Origin of the sequence: Candidatus Methanoplasma termitum, assembly GCF_000800805.1 — an archaeon.
Taxonomy (GTDB): Archaea; Thermoplasmatota; Thermoplasmata; order Methanomassiliicoccales; family Methanomethylophilaceae; genus Methanoplasma; species Methanoplasma termitum.
Window position 1 is genome coordinate 490,275 of record NZ_CP010070.1, and the last position, 16,610, is coordinate 506,884.

Annotated in this window: 21 protein-coding genes and 1 other RNA gene; 5 read left to right on the forward strand and 17 right to left on the reverse strand. The window is 48.0% G+C overall.

The window, feature by feature from the left end:
- Positions 1-3: 3 nt before the first annotated feature.
- Positions 4-600 (forward strand): DNA/RNA nuclease SfsA, encoded by a 597-nt coding sequence (sfsA, locus tag Mpt1_RS02265; protein ID WP_202965157.1) that lies wholly within the window; start codon positions 4-6, stop codon positions 598-600.
- Here the strand turns inward: sfsA and Mpt1_RS02270 are convergent.
- Positions 591-1,478, reverse strand: coding sequence for a hypothetical protein (locus Mpt1_RS02270; protein ID WP_048111711.1), 888 nt, complete (start codon positions 1,476-1,478; stop codon positions 591-593). The two genes, sfsA and Mpt1_RS02270, sit on opposite strands and share 10 nt — an antisense overlap.
- Positions 1,479-1,482: 4 nt before the next feature.
- Positions 1,483-2,427, reverse strand: coding sequence for an HPr kinase/phosphorylase (locus Mpt1_RS02275; protein ID WP_048111713.1), 945 nt, complete (start codon positions 2,425-2,427; stop codon positions 1,483-1,485).
- 158 nt (positions 2,428-2,585) lie between these two features.
- Here Mpt1_RS02275 and Mpt1_RS02280 point away from each other — a divergent pair, with 158 nt between their 5' ends.
- Entirely contained in the window at positions 2,586-2,993 is a 408-nt protein-coding gene (locus Mpt1_RS02280; protein WP_158386736.1) for a flavodoxin family protein, read from the forward strand.
- Positions 2,990-3,271, forward strand: coding sequence for a DUF1294 domain-containing protein (locus Mpt1_RS02285; RefSeq protein ID WP_048111715.1), 282 nt, complete (start codon positions 2,990-2,992; stop codon positions 3,269-3,271). The genes Mpt1_RS02280 and Mpt1_RS02285 overlap by 4 nt, the downstream gene beginning before the upstream one ends.
- Here Mpt1_RS02285 and twy1 read toward each other — a convergent pair.
- The 6 genes from twy1 to Mpt1_RS07685 all read right to left on the reverse strand — a co-directional run bounded on the left by twy1 (position 3,246) and on the right by Mpt1_RS07685 (position 9,023).
- On the reverse strand, positions 3,246-4,205 hold the full coding sequence (twy1, locus tag Mpt1_RS02290) for a 4-demethylwyosine synthase TYW1 (RefSeq protein ID WP_048111717.1): 960 nt from the start codon (positions 4,203-4,205) through the stop codon (positions 3,246-3,248). The genes Mpt1_RS02285 and twy1 overlap by 26 nt on opposite strands.
- 6 nt (positions 4,206-4,211) lie before the next feature.
- Positions 4,212-5,666, reverse strand: coding sequence for a replication factor C large subunit (locus tag Mpt1_RS02295; RefSeq protein ID WP_048111719.1), 1,455 nt, complete (start codon positions 5,664-5,666; stop codon positions 4,212-4,214).
- A gap of 6 nt (positions 5,667-5,672) precedes the next feature.
- Positions 5,673-6,221, reverse strand: coding sequence for a zinc ribbon domain-containing protein (locus Mpt1_RS02300; protein ID WP_048111723.1), 549 nt, complete (start codon positions 6,219-6,221; stop codon positions 5,673-5,675).
- A gap of 19 nt (positions 6,222-6,240) precedes the next feature.
- Complete coding sequence (locus Mpt1_RS02305) at positions 6,241-7,023, reverse strand: ABC transporter ATP-binding protein (protein WP_052399243.1); 783 nt, start codon at positions 7,021-7,023, stop codon at positions 6,241-6,243.
- 84 nt (positions 7,024-7,107) lie between these two features.
- The gene (locus Mpt1_RS02310) at positions 7,108-8,874 is read right to left on the reverse strand and encodes a sodium:solute symporter family protein (protein WP_082007223.1); all 1,767 of its coding nucleotides are present in this window, start codon (positions 8,872-8,874) and stop codon (positions 7,108-7,110) included.
- Positions 8,874-9,023, reverse strand: coding sequence for a hypothetical protein (locus Mpt1_RS07685; protein ID WP_158386738.1), 150 nt, complete (start codon positions 9,021-9,023; stop codon positions 8,874-8,876). Before Mpt1_RS07685 ends, Mpt1_RS02310 begins: the two co-directional genes overlap by 1 nt.
- A gap of 146 nt (positions 9,024-9,169) precedes the next feature.
- On the opposite strand from Mpt1_RS07685, the gene ffs reads away from it, so the two are divergent.
- Positions 9,170-9,475, forward strand: an RNA gene (ffs, locus tag Mpt1_RS07410) — signal recognition particle sRNA.
- A 2-nt stretch (positions 9,476-9,477) separates the two neighbouring features.
- On the opposite strand, the gene Mpt1_RS02315 is transcribed toward ffs, so the two are convergent.
- Genes Mpt1_RS02315 through Mpt1_RS02330 form a run of 4 tightly spaced genes read right to left on the reverse strand, consistent with a single transcriptional unit; the run spans position 9,478 to position 13,910 of the window.
- Positions 9,478-10,455 carry a methanogenesis marker 2 protein gene (locus tag Mpt1_RS02315; RefSeq protein WP_048111726.1) on the reverse strand — a complete coding sequence of 326 codons (978 nt, stop codon included), beginning with the start codon at positions 10,453-10,455 and terminating at the stop codon, positions 9,478-9,480.
- A gap of 44 nt (positions 10,456-10,499) precedes the next feature.
- Entirely contained in the window at positions 10,500-12,068 is a 1,569-nt protein-coding gene (locus Mpt1_RS02320; RefSeq protein WP_048111727.1) for a site-2 protease family protein, read from the reverse strand.
- A 26-nt stretch (positions 12,069-12,094) separates the two neighbouring features.
- Entirely contained in the window at positions 12,095-12,790 is a 696-nt protein-coding gene (locus Mpt1_RS02325; protein ID WP_238603140.1) for a 6-hydroxymethylpterin diphosphokinase MptE-like protein, read from the reverse strand.
- On the reverse strand, positions 12,768-13,910 hold the full coding sequence (locus Mpt1_RS02330; protein WP_048111729.1) for a DUF373 family protein: 1,143 nt from the start codon (positions 13,908-13,910) through the stop codon (positions 12,768-12,770). The genes Mpt1_RS02325 and Mpt1_RS02330 overlap by 23 nt, the downstream gene beginning before the upstream one ends.
- A gap of 126 nt (positions 13,911-14,036) precedes the next feature.
- Between Mpt1_RS02330 and Mpt1_RS02335 the strand changes: the two genes are divergently transcribed.
- Entirely contained in the window at positions 14,037-14,678 is a 642-nt protein-coding gene (locus Mpt1_RS02335; protein WP_048113686.1) for an MBL fold metallo-hydrolase, read from the forward strand.
- Here Mpt1_RS02335 and Mpt1_RS02340 read toward each other — a convergent pair whose 3' ends face one another.
- From Mpt1_RS02340 to Mpt1_RS02360, 5 genes are read right to left on the reverse strand one after another with little or no spacing between them, the layout of a single operon-like run.
- Positions 14,679-15,338 carry a translation initiation factor IF-6 gene (locus Mpt1_RS02340; RefSeq protein ID WP_048113688.1) on the reverse strand — a complete coding sequence of 220 codons (660 nt, stop codon included), beginning with the start codon at positions 15,336-15,338 and terminating at the stop codon, positions 14,679-14,681.
- 5 nt (positions 15,339-15,343) lie between these two features.
- Complete coding sequence (locus Mpt1_RS02345) at positions 15,344-15,607, reverse strand: 50S ribosomal protein L31e (RefSeq protein ID WP_048111731.1); 264 nt, start codon at positions 15,605-15,607, stop codon at positions 15,344-15,346.
- Between the two features lie 6 nt (positions 15,608-15,613).
- Complete coding sequence (locus Mpt1_RS02350; protein ID WP_048111734.1) at positions 15,614-15,769, reverse strand: 50S ribosomal protein L39e; 156 nt, start codon at positions 15,767-15,769, stop codon at positions 15,614-15,616.
- Between the two features lie 2 nt (positions 15,770-15,771).
- The gene (locus tag Mpt1_RS02355; protein WP_048111736.1) at positions 15,772-16,104 is read right to left on the reverse strand and encodes a DNA-binding protein; all 333 of its coding nucleotides are present in this window, start codon (positions 16,102-16,104) and stop codon (positions 15,772-15,774) included.
- A gap of 11 nt (positions 16,105-16,115) precedes the next feature.
- Positions 16,116-16,544 (reverse strand): 30S ribosomal protein S19e, encoded by a 429-nt coding sequence (locus Mpt1_RS02360; RefSeq protein ID WP_048113690.1) that lies wholly within the window; start codon positions 16,542-16,544, stop codon positions 16,116-16,118.
- Between the last annotated feature and the right edge of the window lie 66 nt (positions 16,545-16,610).

Here is a 16,610-nt window from a genome sequence, read left to right on the forward strand (position 1 = left end):
CATGTGAAGAACACAGGTCGATGCAAAGAACTTCTTATTCCCGGAGTCAAAGCAGTGCTTTCGATCTCCGATAACCCGGACAGATCCACGGCATACGATCTTATCGCAGTATACAAAGAGGATATGCTTGTAAACATCGATTCTCAGGCGCCTAACAAAGTGGTCGAAGAATCCATACGGTCTATATCAGGTTTCGAGGATGCTGACGAAATACGCCGCGAATACACTTACGGAGATTCCCGCATAGATATTTTCGCAAAGACCGGGAATACAAAGAAGCTTATGGAGATCAAGGGAGTGACCCTTGAGAACAACGGCATGGCTCTGTTCCCAGACGCCCCCACCGAAAGGGGGCTTAAACACATCAGAGAGTTGGAGTCATCCTTGAGGGACGGTTATGAAGCATATGTCATGTTCCTTTTACAAATGTCCGGGCCGAGATCTTTCACCCCGAATTATGAGATGCATGAAGAATTCGCACTGGAGGTCGAAAGAGCTTATAGTTTAGGAGTTAAGATACTGGCATTCGACTGCCAAGTGACAGAGGACGGCTTAACTTTTGGAAGGCAAGTTGAGGTTAAGTTCAGGGATCATTCGTAATCCGCATCCGAAGAGGCGCTCTTCCCGGAGTCCGCATCATCTTCTTCGATTATCTGCTGTATCAATTTCAGATATTTTACAAGCGCCTTTTCCTGATCATTGATCATCTGGTGTACAAGATATAGATTTTTCAATGCAGGCTGGGCAGTGGCGAACTTTCCGTTCTCCGGTTCTTCCCTCAGCATGTTCAGCAGCACAGATTTCATTGACTTTGTGCCGGCCATCGCGTCCTGGTATCCAAGAATTGCGTTCATCGCGGATGCGCCGTAAGATGTGGCGGTGATGAATTCCATCGCAGCATCACACAGGTCCGAATAGTAATCGAAATTTATCTCTTCCACCAGGTTCGTGAGTTTCTCGTTCAGTTTATCTTGATGGAAGGCATAGATCTCGATCTTCGATTTACCGACATCCGATATCAATTCGGATTGGCCGTACATGTCCCTCATGTCCTTTATTGTGAAGGTAGAATCTATTTGGAATTTTCTGACGGTCTTGTCATTAGGAGTGATGACCATATTCTTTCTGACCAGATACATATCAATAATGGGTTGGACGATCCTGTTGTGACGGACCACAGCCTTCCTTTCGTCGCGCTTTCTTTTTCTTTTATCGTTATAGGCGTTGATGTTGTCAAGGAATATCACTGCGAAGAACAGCGCGAATATGCTCCCCAGACTTCCTTTCAGGATCTCTGCCGGGCCGACACCCTCTCCGGCAACGAATAAGATGGCCCAGACGATGACAAGGGAAGCTATTATCGCAAGTACCGACAATATCAGTATTTTCGACATGTATGTCCTTTCGGCACTGACATGTCCTTTCTTTCTGGGACTGTTCCGAACCGGTATCTTTTTTGCAATATCCGGTATTTTCATCCTATCACAGGTCTTGAATGATCGTGTTTCTTATTAGCTCTTGCGTCTCTTGCGGGGTCTTTATCGTGTTCACAGAATATACTTCGCACTTGGAAAGGAAATCAGCGAAGAACGCTGTCCTGACCTTTTTCTTATGATCGTTCCAGATGATCTGGTGAGGGTTGCAGAGGTCGTTCTTAAGCAGATAATCAACTCCTTCTTTTGGCGACAGGCGTCTTATCGTAACGGGATCGTCTTTATCGCGTTTCAATAGGAATATACAGCGGATCTTGGTCATCGGTATCACCGAAGATTCTCCCGTTACCCATCTGACATTGGCGATCCCCCTCCCTTTATTATCAAACACGACCTGGCTTACCAGCGGTTTGTACTCTTCCCAAACATCGCCTATATCTGCATCTATGTAGCAGTTCTTCTCCGAACCGTATGCAATAGGTCTTCCACCGCCAAGTTTGACAAAGTACCAATCATCAGAGACGAGGTATGCGTTCTCCATCCTGAGCAGCCCCCAAGATTGAGTTGTTTTTCCCGTTTTTGAGGGGGCGATCAGGGTAACGCCCTTTCCGTCGATATCAAGCACGGCGCCGTGAACGGAATATATGTCGTGGGCCTCCTCCAATATATTCCCCGATATACCCAGCGCTATACTTTTTATCCATCCGTAATAATCAAAATTGTATAGGAAAGCTACATTCGTCGACGGTTCGAAAAGGACCTTCATCTCATGCGATGGATCCCTTATGGAGTAGATCTTTGCGTGTGACCTTATCTCTTCGGACATTGAATAGAAGTTGTCCTCCCACATTTTCAGATGTTCTCTGTCCTCTGTCAGGAATTCAACGCAAAGGCCGGAAATGTTCACTTTTGATGAATAGGATTTAAGCCCTTTGTATTTGGAACGCAGCTCATAAGACCTGTCCAAACCGATCGTTTCTACTTTGTAGCCCATACAGCCTAATTCGGGTAGGAGTATTCATATTTACTTGAACTATGCCGGCAAAAACCGTTTTCAGAACTATATAATTAAAATATCAGCTATGCCATTGGTGATACTGCATCAAATAATCAACAAAATAGATGCCGAAGGATGGGACGATGGGAAACAAAATGCCAGCGAAAGCAGTAATATATACTTCAAGACTAGGAAAAACAAGAAAAATAGCCAAATACATCGCAAAAGAATTGCACGCCGATGAATTTGATCTTAAAAAGCAATCTGTGATCGACCTTTCTAAATATGACCACATTGTGCTCGGTACGGGGATATGCGCAGGAAAACCTTATGGGGCGCTGGTCTCTTTCCTGAATGAGAATCGGAATCAACTGATAAATAAGAAAGAGTCTCTTTTCATATCCTGTATGTATGATGATATGAAAGGCGTGAATCAGTTGGAAAGGGTCTCAAGCGAACTCAAGATCCGCGACGCGTTCTTTTTCCACGGAAAGGGAGAAAAGAACGATGCCGGAATGGAGGTATCTGTTGATGAGTTCATTAAAGAGATGTTGAAAAGATGAACCGGGAAACGGTCTTTCTGATCATCATTCTTTACATTGCGCTGAACATCGCAGCGCTTCTTCTTTTCTGGATAGATAAACGCAGGGCGATGAAGGAACAATACCGCATTAAAGAATCCACTTTATTGACGGCAGGGTTCCTCGGCCCGTTCGGTGCGATAGCGGGGATGGAGATATTCAGGCACAAAACGAGAAAATTGAAGTTCAAGGTAGTTTATCTCTTCCCGATGGTCCACCTGATCATCATTTACATCATATTTTTCTATTTCTCGATCTGATGCGCGGCGTGTTCCTAACATCTGTATCGAGATCTTCTTTTGCCATGAGCAATACTCTGCTGTCCGGCCTTTCCCTTATTATCGACATACCTACGATATCTCCCAATTGAGATGAGAAATCTCTTATTTCTTCGAATGACGGCATTGATGTGAGCGAAAGCCTTTGTCTTGATGCACCGACAAAGACATACCCTTTCGGCTCGATGAGATCCGGATCGGCCCTGTTGTCAAGTTTCCCATACTCATCGACCCATCCGAAGTTCAGGTCCTTTACCAGAGTGTGTCTTATCACAGTGCGTGTATCAAGTGACGGAAGAAGGTCCAAGGTCTTCATGAGTCTGCCCCATCCGTCGTTTATTTTCGGGCGGCAGACCTTCTTGTATATCTCTTCGTTGGGAGCGGCGATCGTCACATACAGCTGCATCGGCAATTCGTCCAAAGATCCAAGCTGATCGGGGTATGTTCCGTTAGTCACGAGGAATGTGGTCATTTTTCTTCTGTGGCATTCCTTGATGAGATCCGACAGGTAAGGATAGGTTATCGGCTCGCCGGCTAAAGATATGGCAACCTGATTCGGATCGGATGCTTCTTCGAACATTTGCTTAGAGCATCTCGGATCGCCTTTGAACCCGGATATGAGGAGTCTGTGATGTGCGATAAGAGCGTCCAACATCTCTTTGGGCTCTGCCCAATCCCTGACCTCGAAGTCCCTCTCCTGGACCCTCCAGCAGAAACTGCAGCAATGGCTGCATTCGTTGATCGCCGGGGTCATCTGCAGGCAGCGATGGCTTTCTATGCCGTAGAAGTCCTGCTTATAGCAGTGTCTTCCGTGGATCATACTCTCTTTCATCCAATGGCACAGTTTCACTGCCGCGTGATCTTTATATAAACGATACTGCTGTTTTATCAATAATTCACGATAGGATTCGTCCATGGTCCCTCAGAAATCGAACAGGTTCTTCCCCGGTTTCTTTGCGGTCGTTATTGGTGTGTTATTTTCATTCTTCTCGGGCTGTTCGGGTATCCCGGTATCGCGCGGATATGTTTCTTTAATTGGAACTTCTTCCCGCGGCGTTTCCGTTTCTTTATTCGTCCTCATTTGCGAAGCTTTCTCCAAGGTCTCTTTGACGATCTTGGAATCTATCTTAGCATCGATAAGGAATCCGAGCTCTTCGGGTTCCAGCCCCATCTCTCTCACAAGCATTATTCTTATTTTTTCATCATTCCTGGCAAGTTCTTTCAAAGGACCCAGGATATCCAATGCAACCCCTTTGGTCGATGTATGCATTGCACAGGCGATCTTCAGACACAGCGACGACTTTATTCCGCGCATGGATTTTGTTCTGGACATCTTTACCATATATGTCGGGAATCTGAATTGTCCGTACCCTGCCTTTCCGCCGTGTCTGGAGACCGCCACGCCCGCGGTCATCATATCGCTTGCGTACGACCAGAGGCCGAAATATTGGCGGCGGCTGACCCTTCCCAAGAACACATCCGAACGTGAAAGCTTTTCATACCCCCTCACAAGATCGCCCGGTTCTTTGTATTCGTACGGCAGATTCTCATCTATCCACAGCATAGCATCTCTGGGTTCTATATCCACATCTGACAGTGTCTTTTTCGCTCCGAAGGGGTCGTTCTCCCTGAACACCTTTCCCAGAACAGAATACATGTCCTTTTTGACGATCCTTTCCTGCAGTATCTCCGTCGATTCCTTGTTCAGTTCCTTTCTTCCGTGGGAGAGTGCCTCCAGGTCCCTTACCGCGGCCCTCATGTCCCCGTTGGAGTTCTCGGCTATCTTCATCAGCGCAGCGTCGTCGGCGGAAACACCTTCGGATGCGGCGATCTTCTTCAAAGCGCCTGCGATAGACCTTGCGACCGGTCTTCTGTACGTTATCTGTATCGTGTCGCTCTTCACCGTGGCGCTTTTCTTTGAAAGGGCATAGAAATCGTTCACTATCAGGATCACAGGCTGTTTTGTTGTTTTGATGAGATCGTTTATTGCGGGCAAGGCGCCCCTGTCGGCATTCCCGAATAAGTTATCCGCCTCATCCATAACGATGAGTTTCTTCCTGTTCCCCCCTTTGTACTCCTCATCCATACCTATGGAGTTGAAGTATGATGCCCTTTGGGCGATATCCTTCACAACCGCGGCCGTTCTCTGATCGGAAGCGTTCATCTCAACAAGGTCCCAATCCATATCGTTAGCGAGTGCGATGGCGGATGATGTTTTCCCTATGCCCGGTGATCCTATCAGCACGACCGCACGTTTATCCGGTATCCCGGCTTTCCAGGACAATGCCCATTCTTCCAATTCCTTTACGGCAGACGGATTGCCGATTACTTCAGAAAGCTTCTTCGGTCTGTATTTCTCGGTCCAATCTTCCGCCAAGAGGTATCACTCCGTTGTTTTCGGAGGGGTGAATGCCAGCATCACCACTTCCATTGTCTGCATAAGGAAGAAGAACACCGATGCGGTGAAGAATAAGAAATGCATCAGTGTGGTCATTTCCGGTTCGGTATACATTATGAAGAACATTAGCGCGGTTATCAGAAGGAACCACGCTCCTCTCTTCCACTTTTTGAAATAAAAGTGTCCGAGCCCGAAGATACTGAACATCCCCGATAAGGGCCCTATCGGTCCGATGGGAAGGAAAACGAGTATCCCGCCTATGACCGCAAGTGCGATCCCTATCCAGCCGTTCTTTACCATTTTCGGTCTGAAAGTTGCCATCTGGATCCTCGATCTCGGCTCGCCGCATTTTTGGCATATGAGGTCGTTCGGGGACATCTCCGCCCCGCAGGCAGTACACTTATTCTTTTCCGGCTCGACAAAATGCCCTGCCGGATCTACTCTGATGGTGTTGTCTCTCTTCCTCCCGCAACGGTAGCAGAATTCGGATTCTTCGGGGATGTCGCTCCCGCACTCCGGGCAAATGTAATTCATTTTACTCCTTCAACTGCACTCACAAGTGCATATGGTATGTTCCGTTATTGTGTTTGACTTTAATATCATCATCGTACAGGTCGCTTATGATCTTTGATGTGAACAGCGATGTCTTTTTCCCGTCGGCGAATATCTTTCCGCCCTTCATCATTATAATGCGGTCTATCCTGTCGGGAATGTCCTCAAGGCTGTGAGTCACAATGACAAGGCTTACGCCTGAATCTATGAGAATATCGAACATCTTCCTGAACTTTGATGCCATTGTGATGTCGAGGCCCGTCATAGGTTCATCCATTACGAGCGTGGAAGGATCAGTGACCAAAGCTCTGGCGATCAATGCGCGTCTCATCTCTCCCAAGGAAAGCCCGTCCAGGGTTCTGTCCAAAAGATCATCGATGCCCATCATCACCGCTGTGTCATGGGCTTTTGAGATCATTTCTTCCGTAACGGTCATGCCTCTGAACACGTCCAAGCTTCCGAAGAATCCGGAAACGATCACCTCGCTCACTGTAGTATCGTCTTCGAACCGGCTTTGAAGGTCCATTGAGACGATGCCCATTTTGCTCCTCACGTCAAAGATGTTCCAATACGGGTCCCCGAATATCTTCATTACCGCGGGAGACTCCTCATTATAGAACGGACGTATCTCGCCCCTAAGCAGTTTTATAAGCGTGGTCTTGCCGGAACCGTTGCATCCGATTATCGCAACGCTTTCATTCTCTTCTATTGAAAGGTCAATGGAATCGAGGATCTTCTTTCCGTTCCTTACCACAGAAACATCCTTCATTTCCAGCATCTTCATGCCTGACCCATAGATAACCATACTAAAAAAGGTTACACAAAAAAGAAAGATTTGAAGATGTTTTTAAAAAATGTTTCTGGAAATTTACGATTCGTTCCCTTCGTCAACAACCTCGATTCCCGTATCAACAGTCCTTTTGTTCTTCCACCACATTATGGCATATGCTATGATCAGAGTCGCTGCTGATAACGGAAGCGAAATGATCAACGCATCGACGTATTGTATCGTTCCGCCAAACAATACTGGGTTTCCTGTAAGCCATTTACAAATAGGAAGGAATATCGACGAGCCTGAGTTGATGAACAGTGCCCAAAACAAATACGAAACCGTTCCGACAGTTATGCTTGCAAGTGCGACGTTCTTCTTCGGATCCTTTCCGAATAATCCGTATATCATCAGAGGAAGGATCGCTGCTGCGGTCAGACCCATGAACAACGACGTCGCCTTTGCAACGATGTCGTTGGGCATAAGGAAACAATAAACAACGATAAGAACCATTACTATTGCTGTTACTGATCTGTTGACGAACAGAGATTGCTGATCATCACTTTCTTTCTTCCTCCCACCTTTTCGCACACGTACTTTAAAATCTTCCCAAGTAGCCACTATATTGTCGCTGAATTTTGTGGATTTACCATCTTCTATTCTCTTTTTCTTCCAATCCTTCCACACTGCGAAAACGTCATGGCCTCCTGCGGTGCCGATTGTGTGCATAAGTGCACTGAGTGTCGATATTGCTGCAGCGAGCAGAGCCAATATGAAGACACAAATGAACAGATCTCCTAAACTGTATTTTTTGAACACCTCAAGCACATATTGTGGGATTATGTAATCAACAGGTATCGATTTGGCGTTCGCATAATCTGGCAGAGACAGCATATATTGACCGGCCGTCATACCGTGTTCTTCCATGAAGTAGACATTTGTAAAAGCACCTACTGTATAGGCACTGGCCACGATAGCAATCATGAATATGCTACCAATGATCAAAGACTTGTTAAGGGTCTTATTATCTTTAGCCGACATAAATCTGACGACCAGCTGAGGTTGAGTAAGTGCGCCGATTCCAACACCCAAGATAAATGTGGATATCACCAGCCAGAACTCTTTTGAATTGAAAACAGGGAATGCCGCTAAATTCACACCTCCATCCAACATACCCTTTACAAAGCCATAATCCTTCAAAGAATCAACAGCATGTGTGAATCCGCCGACTGTTATGAGTGTAATAACTAAAATTACTATCATGCCGACGAACATTATCCCCGCCTGCAGAGCATCGTTATACATAACGGCGATTATTCCGCCGTACACTACATACGCTCCGACAATTACTGCCAAAATTATCAGAATAATATTGTAAAACTCCTGAAGGCCCATAAAGGTCACAACAGAATTCACGCCTGCTTTCAGGACTGCAGCGCAGTAGATAGGCATCATTACAATGATGATTACTGCAGCAAACATGCGAATTCCCTTCGATTTGAAAATTTTTCCGAAAAGATCTGAGAAAGTCGACGCTCCCAACTTCAAACCTATTCTTCTTACTCTTCTCCCGAACACAACAAAAGCAATGAACAAGCCTAAGAACAGATTCAGGAAGCACAACCAGATCATTGTCATTCCATGTACGGCCGCTTGACCTCCGAATCCGACTATCGCAGAAGCGCTCAGGAATGTTGCGCCGTATGAAAGGGCGATTATCAAGGGATTTGTTTTATTTCTTCCTAGAAGGAACTGCTTATTGCTTTTTGTGTGGTGGAAACCGTACCAACCCAAAAAGATCGTCGCAATAATGAAAAGGATCATCACTGCTATGAAAAGAGGGAAAGAAACCGCCTCATTAGCCATTATTCCTCACCCTTTATATCATCCTCGGTAATGTCCTCACCTTCTTTTTCTTTCCAGAAAACTGCCCAAATGCAGCAAGCTGCCACTGTTAAGAAACATCCTAAATACCCTGCGATAATGAATGGATCTGTCAGTCCAAAAAATGCCATTTTTTCTCCTCCATGCTAAATGTTAACACGGTACATGGATTGCAATCGGGTTTATAATAATATACCATTAAGAACGTCAAAAAACAAGAATAAACACGCATTCTTTTATGGAAAGATATTAAATATCTTCCTTCAATAGGTATTGCCGTTAGGCTTGACCGGGGAGCTTGGCGTGCCCTTCACCCGCAATCGTCAATAGCGGGGGTGACAGCAGGGGGCGGCAGAGTTGAAGGTCCAAGCCCGCATAGCAACTATGAGATCTTGTCCTGCAGAGTCGGAGTTTGTGTGTCGAACAGCCGGAGGGTCGTATCGCGCACATTCATCGGGGGAACCGGGCCAGGTCCTGACGGGAGCAGCCTTACTCTGTGCTACTGACGTTTGCGGGGTCGCAGGGTTGAGAAACGAAGCGGTCAACTTGGGACGGATATGATGTCCACCTCTGTGGCCTAACACTTTATTTCTTTTTCGGACTGCAGCCGGTGATGATATCCTTCTCAAAATCGAAAAGCGTCATCGTCTTACCGCCCATCGTAAGTTTGAGTTTCATGCTGCCGTCGACCTTTCCCACGACGGCGCCGTCGCACTTCACACTCTTGAAAAGAGAGATTATCTCGGCGGAGTTCTCGGGGGGACAGGAGAACACAAACCCACAGCCCTGATAGGATAAGATCCATTGGATAAGATCGATCCCCTTCGGTGTCGGTATTTTGTTTATGTCGACGGTGCCTCCCTTCATTGATGTCTCGAGCATCATCCCGAGCGTCCCGATCGATCCGGGATTGCTCATGTCCTTTGCCGAATGAGTAAGGTGTTTCGATGCGATCACTGTCATCATGTCCATCTGAGCCTGAACAATGGAAGCATCCTTTCTCGTAGTGGTGTCCCAGGCGTATTTGAGCCCCTCGGGGAAGAATCCGTCGAGATCCATTACGAAGACGATGTCGTCGTCGTCCTCCGCTGTGCTGCTGAGTATGATGTCGGTTTTAGGCACCGTTCCGATGATCGACATGTCGATCGCGTTATAGTTGCAGTCGGGGTGGGTATGCCCGCCCACGATCGGAACGTTGAACTTTTCGACCGCGGCCGACATACCCTTCAGTATCTGGCCGCATAGCCTGTCCTTAGAGATGGAAAGAACGTCGACCATCGCCAAGGACTTTCCGCCCATCGCCGCTATATCGTTGACATTCACAAGAACGGCATAATAACCGGCATAGTACGGGTGAGAATTCACCAGAGATTCCATAATGCCGTCCGTCGCAAAAAGAATGTAGTTGTCGCCGTATTCCACGGCGGCGGCGTCCTCTCCCTCAGAGGCACCGATGAGGGGGAACTTCTTCGATGAAATGGAACTCACGATATCATGTATGGCCTTCTTGCGGGTAACTCCCGGAAATGTCCTGATAGCATTGACGATGGCCTCCAGAGTCATGAACACACATAATGTACCGAAGATAAATAATACGTACCTCGGAATCACCGCGGAATGACCGCTACAGCTATCACAACGATCAGCACGAAGATCATGATCATTGAAAAAGAGCCGGTGATGCGCGAAACGAGCTCCTCTCTTTTCTTCTCGTCTTTCATCTTCAATCTTTCAAGTATTGCGCTGAGTCCGCCTTGGAAAATGAATCCCCCGTCGAAGGGGATCGCGGGAATGGCGTTGGACACCCCGAGCATTACGTTAAGCCAGAATATCCAATAGAATGCGCTCACGATTATCCAGAAAGCGCCGCCCAGCGGAACATCGAACCACCACTGGGCCCCGGAGGGGATCGGAGAGTATCCGATCATAGGCCCCGTTATGTAAGATATCAGCGATCTGCCCACACCGACAATGCCGTCCGCACCGTATATGGGGTTCCTTCCGATCTCAAGAGTTACATTCGGTGTTGTGAGTCTCATACCGGAAGTTGTCGTACTGACGCCGATGTATCCTATTCCGCCGTTGTTCCCCAGGGTGATCGTCTCGGTCTTCGAAGAACTGTCGATTGAGGAGTTGTCGTTGCCTCTGCCGACGTATTCTATCGCGGCAACATCGCCGGGCGAGGTGGTCTTCATAAAAGAAAGGAATTCGGCCATGTCATAGAATTGTGTTTTCTCACCGTCAATGGTTATCGAACGTATGAATGTATTTCTCATCAGTTTACCGTCGGCCGGACTCCCCCCGGTCACATTTTCAATGAATACCCCCCATTGGATCGTAGTGCTTATCGGCGTATCTCTGCTGCTTTCGGTAATATATTCCACACTCACTAAGCTTCCGGGGGCGAAATCCACTGTGTTCGTGCCGTTGTAGTAGTACGCCTGCCCATCTACGGTCAATATTATCGCACTGGCGGGGATCCCGGCTTCCAGTGCGGGCGAGTCCCCGGTTACCTTGTAAACTGCAGTGTTGTCTCCGAAATCGGAGGATATCCCTCCCATCATCAACACTGCGAATATGAAAAACGCGGTTATCGCGCCGAGGAAATTTGTTGTTATCCCCGCCGAATAAAGATCCAATTTTGCTCTTCTGGTGCTCTTCCCGATGTCCTCTTCGTTCGGTTCAACGAAAGCGCCCAACGGGACAACTCCGTACAGGGCGCCGGTGGAATCGACGCGCATATCGTTCGCTCTTGTCTGGAAGCCGTGCGCAAGCTCATGGATGACCATCGCAACGAACAATCCCAGTATCGCATACCAGAAGAATTTTCCCGACATGAGGGGGTTGATACCCGGTATAGCTAGCGCATACTCTATCCCCAGACCCGAACTGTTCAGGCTCGTGGGAAGGTTCAGGAGGCCTATTATCAGGATATAGACGATGAACACCATCAGACAGAAAGACACAGTGATGGAGAAGATGCCGAAGAGCCTCCAGAATCTTTTGTATTTGGACCATCTTTCCATCAAGCTTGTTCCCAGTCTAGTCTTGATCATTATGCATGGGCCGTATTTCACAAGGCCGTACTTCTTTGCAGTAGGCGATCTCCATACCCAAACGTAGATCGGTACGTAAACGACTGCCAACATCAACAGGATCCAATAGGTTAGTTCCAAGACTCTACTTCCGGTAATCCCCCATATTACTTTTTGTTATAAAAAGTACCAGACGGGCGCCTGACGGAAACCCCGGGCTCGTTGTGGTCGAATATTATCTTTTTCGCCCACAAGAGTTTCTTGGCTTTGACCCCGCTGTCGGTTCCCGCTTTTTCTGAAGGTCTCTCAAAATCGAACCCCAAAAGAAGGATGTCCTTCGCCCCGAAATGCCTTGCGATACATACCGCACGGTCCCCGTCTGTGAAACCTCCGTAGTTCGATAGGATGTTGTCTGGTCTGGACTGGGTCGTAAGAACCACGGGGCCTATGAAACTGTGTGCATATCTCTGTATAAGCTCGGAATTGTCACCGTGTGCGTGCATGAATGTCACGGCACCCGCCTTGCTGGCCTCTATCTGCGGCATAATATCGCCGTCCAGGTCGGTCACTACAATATCCGGCATGATGCCTATGTCCTTCAGCCTACCGACAGCCGACCCCGAGGCTATCAGCGTTCCTTTCGGAGGGTCCTTTTCGATCTCGTTCTCAAGATCATCACTGCATCCGAACACAGTCGCTTTCCGCTGGACCTTGATGTCATCATCAAAGATAAGGTCTGAATTCATCATCACAGCTTTCAGCAGACGCGCCGAACTCTCGTCTTCGGTTCTGGAATATCCGAAATCATAGAGGATGTCTTCGTAGATACGTTCCCATTCCTCAGGCAGCATCCTTTCCCGCATCCTTTATCTCTTCTTCCGCGGCTTTGATGGTCCCCTTCATATGGCGCTGCAGCATAGCCGAGATAAGAGCGAGCACAATACCGCCCACAAGCTCCAGGCCGAAGAGGGTGTTGTTCTGCATTCCCATTTCCAAATATGCAAGGATTATGTCCAAAGCGCCTGTTATGATAAGTCCGATCGCAACTATGTTTATGCTTCCGATAATGAAGCTAATCTTGATCTTCTTCGTTGAAAGGTATGTATCCACCAGGTCACCTACCTGATATATCAGGATCGCGAATATGATGAACCACAATGCGTTTGAGATGAACCATAGGCCGCCTTCGAGGATCGTAGGAACATAAAGTTCATTAAGAGACAGATACCCGGCAACCAGACCAACTATCACAAAAAGCAGGGCAAGAAAAATGAACGTAAAGGAAACGCTCCCGCTCCTTATCCTGTCGATCCATTTTACTCTGCGCGAAGAGACCCATTCTGCGACGTTGTACCCATACAGCACTATGAAAGCGCCGATAAGGAAAAAGACCATCGGCGTGGTCAGAACAGAAAGGGAAGCCCCCTCATTAAAGTACGATGCGAGCGCAAATATCAGGAAGACCGATGATATGAGGGCTACTATCACGCCTATCGGGGCAAGGAACCGCTTTTTCTTCGCGGGATCTTCTAGGATCTTAGAGATAATGTAGACTGTGCCCTCGAGTCCCGGGGCCTGTTTAACATACACTTTTTTGACAGAATCTATGGGGATCCTTGAAGAGATGATCGGATAAACATACTCATCCTCTGCTCCGTCGCCGACAAGGATGACCCTTTCGGGGTTTACCTTTTTTAGGACGATCTCTAGTTCATCAACTATTGCAGCATCGGACCGGTGGCCCACTTTCGCATTCCCGCCGATGAGTGCGACCTCAACGTTGTCATTCCCTTCTTTTTTGATCTCCTTGTAGATGTTAATCGCCGCATAAAGCGCATTGACGTCTGAGTCCTCCGGATCGGCTATACCTAACGCTGTCGCTGCGACCGAGCAATCCTCCACACCTATTACAGGCGTGTCGACATCGCCCTTGACACCGAAGTCGTCATCCCTATCCACGACCAGAACCAATGTCCTCTTCATTAAAACTGGATTGTTTCAGGAATATAATAGAGTTCTGTGCAGAACGGCGGTTTTATATGTGTTTCAAGCTGTAAGTCAAAACAACCATTGCAAGTGTTTTTCTATAGCTACGGTATGTCGGAGGCTATGCGCATAAGGTGGCAGGGTCATTCGTGTTTTGAGTTCTTCGGTCCGAAGAATTCTGTTATCACAGACCCTCATGACGGAAAGTCAATCGGGATAAAACCTCCCATCTCCAATGCGGATATCGTTCTTGTTTCCCATGACCATTTCGACCATAATGCTACAAGAATGATAAAAAACGAACATTCCACAATCATCTCTCAAATCGGAAAACATGAAGTAAAAGGTACCGTTTTCGAGGGGTTGCCGTCTTTCCACGATGATCAGCAAGGGGCATTAAGAGGATCCAACATAATCTACAAATTCAAAATGGACGGCATAAACATATGTCACTGCGGGGATCTGGGGGACACTCCCTCGGAAGATGTCATTAAAGCGATAAGGAAAGTAGACATTCTTTTTATCCCCGTTGGCGAAATCTATACATTGTCGATACCGCTGCTCAAGGACTTCATCCGCAGGGTAGAGCCGAAGATCGTAGTCCCGATGCACTATAGGGTTGGGGGTATAACACTTCCGCTAAAAACCGTTGATGATTTCCTCAACGGAATACCGAAGGACAACATTCTTTACGTTGGGAACGAAGTTGAGCTGTCCACGGACGAACTCGATGAATTCTTAGGCGTCTGGGTATTTGACAGGTGATCAGTAGAGGACCAGTCCGTCCTCTATCTTCCCCATTTCGATCGGAGTGGTATCGTCGCCGACCAACGCACCTTTCGAGTTGCTCAGGATGCCCGCTCCGACATGTTTTGAACCGTGGTTGACAGAACCCTTTACAACGTTGACGCGGAGGATATCCCTTATCAGTCCGATGTCCTCGTCGGTAGCGTTCACGTTGCACAGGCAGCCTTTGTTGGTCGCCACGCATGCGGAACCGACCGTGTCAAAACCGGCGATCTCGGACCTTACGGTCTGTACGCCGAGTGCCTCGGCGATCTTCTTCTCCGCAGAGGCACCTATTTTTGGGTTGATTATTGCGCCGTGATCATTTGCGAGAACGTTATTGCCGGCGGCGTTGACCTTGTCGCGAAGCACGGTGACGTGGATCTTTTCCTTTATCCTCTCCAGCTCGGTAGATTCGACCATTCCGGATACGACAGCGCCGTTGGAATTCATTCTTATCAACGAACCGAGAACAAAAGAACCCGAAATAGTTGTTAAGATAGTTTCCACACCCAGTACCGTCTCGACATCCTCGACGAAACCGGGTGCGGAGTTTGCAGCCACAAGTGCGAGGCTCTCGTTCACCGATGCATAAACTCCGATGTTCGGAGTGCCGTTGCAGCGCGAGAGCCTCATCATCTTATTCACTCTGCCAAGGAGACTTCTACGAGCCCGTCATCGAATTTGACTGCCTTGACGGTCACTTTGGAAGGTGGGTGCCTTATGCCGTTCTCCCAGATCTTCTCGTTAAGCGAAGCGTCTATCCAGACGTTCTCTTCTTCGACCTTCATGTGTCTCATAATGTAGGCTCTGATCTCTTTTATCGCGCGGGCCGCCCTCTTTGTGCGGGGAGCCTGTTTGGTCTTCCTCAGCGGTATGACCATTATCTTTTCTATGTCATCTGCCATGCCAAATCACTCCTTCAGCTTGGACATGCGCCAGGACCTTCTCTTGGGGTGGCGCAGGAATTGCCTGTTCGTTCTCATCATGACCCAGGCGGGTACACGGCGGTTCTGTTTGATTTTCTTATTAAGCCTGCCCTTCATGGCGGCCGGTTTTGTACTGGACATAATTATCTCCTCTCGATCTTGATCTCTCTTTGTTGAGGTGTGATCTTCTGTAAGATGTCTCTCAGCATGGCATCCGTTATGACACTCTGCAGCCTTCCGCTCTGTGCGATCTGTATGAGCTGCATCTCGATCATGTTGGCCTGTTCGGGGTTCGCAAGCTTAATGTTTGCGAGCCTGCCCCTGGCCTCAGGCGTGAGTATCTGTCTCAGGATGGATTGTTTCTGGTTCTCGAATTGCTGGGCCTTTTCCTCTTGGGCGGCCTGATTGGCCTGTTGGGCCTGGACCTCCTGCATTCTTTTCTGCCTAAGTGCTTCCAATTCGGGATCTTCAGTCATGCTTTACACCTTCAGTTCTTTCCTTTGTCGAAGACCTCTTTTGCAGTGTTGTCGAGCAGCGACTGGCCCTTGGGGCTGATCATGCGGCCCTGTTTGCTTGTGGGCAGGAGGTATCCCGCCGCCTCAAGCTGCATCATACACTTTCTTGCAATGTTGCGGCTTCCTTTCACCGCTCTGTTCGGCATCGAACCTTTGTCTGCGAATCCACCGTACTCGGCTGCGAGTTTGGAGGACCCCATCGGTCCCTTTACATAGAGCTTCCTGAGGATGGAGGCGGCCCTTGTGTACCACCAGTCATCCTGTGTAGGTGCTCTCTCAGTGTGCCTGCCTGTCCTCGCGAACTCAGCCCACTCCGGAGGGACGATCTTGTCGTTTCCCTTCAGTTTTTCAGCGGTCTTGAGTATGAGTTCCTCGGCAGGGACATCATAGACTGTTACCATGTTCATTCCTCGTTTCTTGTCAAAATGATGATTCTGACAACTACGAGCTTTGGTATAAGGGATGTT

Coding starts and splice junctions, on each gene's coding strand:
- Mpt1_RS02270 (WP_048111711.1), bottom strand. CDS start 1,478: ATGAAAATACCGGATATTGCAAAAAAGATACCGGTTCGGAACAGTCCC.
- Mpt1_RS02355 (WP_048111736.1), bottom strand. CDS start 16,104: ATGACTGAAGATCCCGAATTGGAAGCACTTAGGCAGAAAAGAATGCAG.
- Mpt1_RS02335 (WP_048113686.1), top strand. CDS start 14,037: ATGCGCATAAGGTGGCAGGGTCATTCGTGTTTTGAGTTCTTCGGTCCG.
- Mpt1_RS02350 (WP_048111734.1), bottom strand. CDS start 15,769: ATGTCCAGTACAAAACCGGCCGCCATGAAGGGCAGGCTTAATAAGAAA.
- Mpt1_RS02330 (WP_048111729.1), bottom strand. CDS start 13,910: ATGAAGAGGACATTGGTTCTGGTCGTGGATAGGGATGACGACTTCGGT.
- Mpt1_RS02280 (WP_158386736.1), top strand. CDS start 2,586: ATGCCAGCGAAAGCAGTAATATATACTTCAAGACTAGGAAAAACAAGA.
- Mpt1_RS02310 (WP_082007223.1), bottom strand. CDS start 8,874: ATGGCTAATGAGGCGGTTTCTTTCCCTCTTTTCATAGCAGTGATGATC.
- Mpt1_RS02360 (WP_048113690.1), bottom strand. CDS start 16,544: ATGGTAACAGTCTATGATGTCCCTGCCGAGGAACTCATACTCAAGACC.
- Mpt1_RS02340 (WP_048113688.1), bottom strand. CDS start 15,338: ATGATGAGGCTCTCGCGCTGCAACGGCACTCCGAACATCGGAGTTTAT.
- Mpt1_RS02345 (WP_048111731.1), bottom strand. CDS start 15,607: ATGGCAGATGACATAGAAAAGATAATGGTCATACCGCTGAGGAAGACC.
- twy1 (WP_048111717.1), bottom strand. CDS start 4,205: ATGGACGAATCCTATCGTGAATTATTGATAAAACAGCAGTATCGTTTA.
- Mpt1_RS02325 (WP_238603140.1), bottom strand. CDS start 12,790: ATGCGGGAAAGGATGCTGCCTGAGGAATGGGAACGTATCTACGAAGAC.
- Mpt1_RS02300 (WP_048111723.1), bottom strand. CDS start 6,221: ATGAATTACATTTGCCCGGAGTGCGGGAGCGACATCCCCGAAGAATCC.
- Mpt1_RS02315 (WP_048111726.1), bottom strand. CDS start 10,455: ATGACTCTGGAGGCCATCGTCAATGCTATCAGGACATTTCCGGGAGTT.
- Mpt1_RS02285 (WP_048111715.1), top strand. CDS start 2,990: ATGAACCGGGAAACGGTCTTTCTGATCATCATTCTTTACATTGCGCTG.
- Mpt1_RS02305 (WP_052399243.1), bottom strand. CDS start 7,023: ATGAAGATGCTGGAAATGAAGGATGTTTCTGTGGTAAGGAACGGAAAG.
- Mpt1_RS07685 (WP_158386738.1), bottom strand. CDS start 9,023: ATGGCATTTTTTGGACTGACAGATCCATTCATTATCGCAGGGTATTTA.
- Mpt1_RS02275 (WP_048111713.1), bottom strand. CDS start 2,427: ATGGGCTACAAAGTAGAAACGATCGGTTTGGACAGGTCTTATGAGCTG.